The 4,592-nt window shown below is 55.7% G+C and carries 5 protein-coding genes; 1 reads left to right on the top strand and 4 read right to left on the bottom strand.

The genetic code is table 11. The features are described from left to right. The coding region (locus tag GX108_01815; GenBank protein NLO55782.1) for a hypothetical protein at positions 1 to 892 on the bottom strand (892 nt) is incomplete at its 3' end. A 21-nt stretch (positions 893 to 913) separates the two neighbouring features. Beyond that, positions 914 to 2,018, bottom strand: a protein-coding gene (locus tag GX108_01820; protein ID NLO55783.1) for a peptide chain release factor 2 whose coding sequence is annotated in 2 segments (ribosomal slippage) — positions 914 to 1,945 and positions 1,947 to 2,018 — 1,104 coding nt in all. Because the reading frame shifts where the segments join, the coding sequence is not laid out codon by codon here. Positions 2,019 to 2,125: 107 nt separating this feature from the next. On the opposite strand from GX108_01820, the gene GX108_01825 reads away from it, so the two are divergent. Continuing rightward, a complete protein-coding gene (locus GX108_01825) occupies positions 2,126 to 3,121 on the top strand; it encodes a biotin--[acetyl-CoA-carboxylase] ligase (GenBank protein NLO55784.1) in 996 nt (331 codons plus the stop codon). Positions 3,122 to 3,125: 4 nt separating this feature from the next. On the opposite strand, the gene GX108_01830 is transcribed toward GX108_01825, so the two are convergent. Together GX108_01830 and GX108_01835 are read right to left on the bottom strand one after the other, a co-directional pair. Next, positions 3,126 to 3,860: a hypothetical protein gene (locus tag GX108_01830; protein ID NLO55785.1), complete on the bottom strand. Its 735-nt coding sequence runs from the start codon at positions 3,858 to 3,860 to the stop codon at positions 3,126 to 3,128. 136 nt (positions 3,861 to 3,996) lie between these two features. After that, on the bottom strand, positions 3,997 to 4,592 hold a 596-nt coding region (locus GX108_01835), incomplete at its 5' end, for an orotate phosphoribosyltransferase (GenBank protein ID NLO55786.1).

The following is a 4,592-nucleotide window of genomic DNA, read 5'->3' on the forward strand; positions in this document are numbered from 1 at the left end:
TGGACGTGGGCGTTCCGATCTTGAAGGGTGTCTCCATGCTGGGCACGACCTGGTGGATCCAGGACCGGGCGAGGGGGTAGGCCACAGCTCCACGGTTTGTGAAGGGGTGGGCGAAGGCGAGGAAGCGCCCATCCGTCGAAACTGCCGTTAGTGTGCCCGTCGCTGCAAGAACCACATCACCCCAAGCAGCGAGAACGCTTACAGCCTCGCCAGGTTTTAGTACTGGTTCGTATTCCACGGGAAGAGACAAGCCCAGGCTTCCGCCTGGGAGAAGAATTACTGGATTTCCAAGGACCTCGGCGATCTTAGTAGCGCTCCGGGGGCTGTATCCACTGCCTACCAGGGGGGCTGAAAGCCCATTCCTGTCCTCCCCCAGGGGAGTTTGGGATCCATTCCCGGGTTGTGCCTCGAGAAGGTTCACGTCACCCGAGGCGGGATCTTCGAGTTTTAATTCCGGGAGATTCAAGGAAGGCACCCTTTCAGGCCAGTTCCAGATCTCCGTCATCTCATCGATGGGCGTCACCAGTCCCATCTGGTGTTCACTGAAGCTCCACCCATAACCGATAGCCCCTATCAGTTTCCCTCCGACGAAAACGGGACTACCGCTCATCCCGGCGGCTATACCCCCGGTCTGCTCGATAACCGGGCCGGAAGCCTTCACCAGGATGAGATTGTGGGGACTTTTGTGAGAGGGCATCACGCTCAGGATCGTGACGGGGAAGGATACTACGTCGCTCCCCTTGATAACGGTATAGGCAACCCCCTTCGATCCCTCCCTCACCGAGCGGGCAGGAAGTATGCCCCCGGGAACAGTGAAGGGTGAAGCATGGGCGGGCAAGGCTAAATCAAAGAAAATCGTGAAAACCAGGAGGCAGAACATCTTCCTGAACATCGGCGGACCTCCAACAATCTGTCATTGGACATGCTTCCTGTACCTGAGAAAGGAGAGTATAAATTCATCGATGTCACCGTCCAGTACGGCCTGCACGTTCCCTTTTTCCATGTTCGTGCGGTGATCTTTGACCATCGTATAAGGATGCAGGACATAGGACCTGATCTGGCTGCCCCAGCCTATCTCCTTCTTCTCTCCCTGGATGGCGTTGATCTGCTCTTGCCTTTCCTGCAGCATTTTTTCATAAAGGCGGCCCCTGAGGACCACCATGGCGCTTTGGCGGTTCATGTGTTGGGAGCGCTCATTCTGGCAGCTGACGACTATCCCGGTCGGCAAATGGGTTATTCTCACCGCCGAATCGGTCATATTCACATGCTGTCCTCCAGCTCCACCGGATCGGTAGGTGTCTATCTTGAGATCTTCCGGGTCGATATCGATCTCCACGTCGTCCGGTAGTTCCGGGGAGACATTGAGAGAGGCGAAACTGGTATGCCTCCTCTTGGCCGTGTCGAAGGGGGATATCCTGACGAGTCTATGCACTCCCCTCTCGGTCTTCAGGTACCCATAAGCGTACTCCCCGGTCACGAGTACCGTGGCTGACTTGATCCCGGCCTCTTCGTCCTCCGTGATCTCCAGGATACGGGTCCGGAAACCTTTCTCCTCTGCCCAGCGAAGATACATCCTGAGAAGCATCTCGGCCCAGTCCTGGGAGTCATGGCCGCCGGCTCCCGAGTGGATGCTCAGGATAGCGTTCGATTCATCGTACTCCTCATCGAGGAGCAGCAGAAGTTGAAGATCATGAATCCTCTTCTCGAGAGACGACGATCTATGACTGAACTCCCCTTCGAGTTCAGGATCATCATCCGATTCGAGAAGGTCTGTCATGGTCTCGAGTTCTTCTATTTCACGGGAGACTTCCCTCCAGGCGTCGAGCCTTGTTTGGAGACGAGCCAATTCCTTCGTGACGGATTGGGGATTTCCGCCTCCCCAAAAGTCCGCCCCGGAGGTGATCTTCGTCAACCTTTCTATCTCTTCCAACAGCCTAGCCGGGTCAAAGGCTTTCCTTCAACTCGGCAACGAGCGAGTGAAGTCCCTCCATTACGGTAGTTTTGGGTATCTGAACCATGCGGTCCACCTCCGAATGTCTTCAGGGCCTGGGAGTGATATCATCAATAGTTACAGGCATTTTATTATATCATCCCGTGATCTCCTGGAGGAGGAAAGGCTGAGCTCATGCATCACTTTTCGAAGACAAAGGTCGCCGTTCTGAGCGAACTCATGAAGGCCCGGGGCAGGACCGTCTCGGGGGGCGTCCTGTGCCTTTCGCTGGGGCTTACGCGGCAGTCGGTCTGGAAGGCCGTAAAGGCTCTCAGGGAGGACGGATACGTTGTCGAATCGATCCCCGTCAAGGGTTACAGGTTCGTCTCACCCCCGGAAGACGACCTGGACCCGTCATTGATAGAGGCCTTTCTTTTTGATTGTCCCTGGGGGCATCCCATCCTTTACTGGAAAAGCCTGGACTCAACCCAGGTTCCGGCGAAGGAACTGGCCCGTAAAGGCGCGCCCGAGGGATTGATCGTCACTACGTCCTACCAAACTTCGGGTAGAGGAAGGCTCGGGCGCCGATGGATCTCGGCACCGGAGGGAGGGATCTTTTTTTCCCTTGTGATCCGCCCCGCGCTCCCGCCGGAATCCATCCAGGTTCTCAGCCTGGTATCGGCCCTGTCGGTCCAGGATGCCCTGTCAACCATCCACGGGGTAAGTTGTCAATTGAAATGGCCCAACGATATCCTGTGGAATGGGGCAAAGCTATGCGGCATCCTCACGGAAGTATCCAGCGAGCCGGGCCTGGTTCATTTTGCCGTCACGGGAATTGGAATCAACGCAAACTCAAGCGACGTACCCCTCGGGGATAAGGCTGAAACCGTATCCCTGTCTTCCATTACCGGCAGGAAAATTCACAGGGGAGAGTTAGTCGCAGGAGTGGTCCGCTTCCTCCATGGGGCCGTGAGAGACTTGGAGGCCACCGGCGGGATAAAAAGGGCCCTGGCAAATTACTCGTCCAGGTGCGACACCCTGGGGAGGATGGTTCGGGTGGTATTCGACGGGGGTGAGGTCACCGGCAGGGCTATCGCTTTGGGAGAGAAGGGCGAGATAATCGTCCGGACCGAAGAGGGTACCCGCACCTTCACTTCCGCCGATGTAACCCACCTGAGGGCTTTCGGTTGACCTCTCAGGAGTTCCTCCTCAGGTGATCCCAGATCCTCAGGCAATGGTCATAAAGGAAAAGGATGATGTCATCCTCTATCCTTGGAATCGAAAGTTCGATGACTCTTGTCGAACCCTCAATTTTTTCCCTTACGGCCTCCGGGGTCCAGGGATCGATCACGATGACCCAACCTTGCTTTCTGGCTTCACCGAGAGCTGTATCGAGGATATCCAGGGCCTGCGATCGAGACCACCTCTCCTTCACTTCGGCGGGAGGTTTCACCGTTTCGCCGGAGACAGCCTGGAGCCATCGTCCATACTTCCAACAAAGATCGAGGATCGGACTATCACCAATCATATTCCTACCCACTATCACCGTGCTGTCGAGCCGGGCCTGGAATTCGGCCAGCCTCCTCTGGAAGTATTCGTACTCTCCCGAATCGCAGGCTGAAAGAATCTGCAGGGTCCGGAGCCCGATGAAGGGCAGCGTCGCGGGGTCCAGAAAGCTCTCCTCGAAATCGAATGCAAAAGGCGGCTTTTCTAAAAGAGAAAAGCTGGAGTATTTTTCCTCAAAACTCTTTCCCAACAGGCGGACCCCTTCACCCCTCACTACCGAAAAAACGATCGCCCCAGGCGGGGGTACGATCCTCGCCTTTACTGGTTGACCTTTTTCTCCCCAGGTCACGACGGGGTGAACCGTCACCTGCACGCCCCCGATGAAGCGTGTCAACATGGAGAGCCAGGGGTTGGTGACCCACACATCAAGCGCTTCGCTCCTCCCAGCCCATAGCGAAAAAAGAATAAAAAACGAAAGGAACGTGACCTTGGAAAAATCAAGGGAAACTTTGGCATGCGATACTTTTCTCATGTTCGGATGATACCCGTGGCAAAGATAATTACAATCTACCCCCATCCCAAGTTGAAAGCCTTCTGCTCCCCGGCTCAGCCAGAGGGATACCTCTCCGGCATAAGGGGCATTCATCCTGATTATAATTCGAAAAATTGAAGCGAACCAGCGAGATGAGGTCCTTTCCCCCAAGGGACAGGCTGCCGCCTCTGTCGGCGATGCAACCGGCGGCGAGGAAGCGCGTCTCCGCCAGTCCATCCATCACGTTTTTTACCTCTAGGACCGATTTTCCCGAGGTCACCACATCCTCGATGATGATGTACCTCGCTGGGCCGGGGGCGGGAAATCTTCTCAGTTTCATCGTCCCCTTTTCCCTTTCGCAGAAAAAGAAGGGCACACCTAAGTGCTCGGCCACTTCGTGACCTATGATAATTCCGCCCACCGCCGGAGATACCACCAATGACGGTTCAAGGTGAGCAAACTTGCCGGCAAGTAAGGAGCCCGCCAGGGCCGCATTCTCCGGGAACATCAGGAACAGAGCGCATTGAAGATAATGCCCGCTGTGAAGACCTGAAGAGAGCGCGAAATGACCCTCTTGCAGGGCTCCTGATTCTCTTAGAAGGCGCGTGATCCTTTCGGGCGAAA

It is taken from the genome of Thermovirga sp. (assembly GCA_012523215.1).
Classification (GTDB): domain Bacteria; phylum Synergistota; class Synergistia; order Synergistales; family Thermovirgaceae; genus 58-81.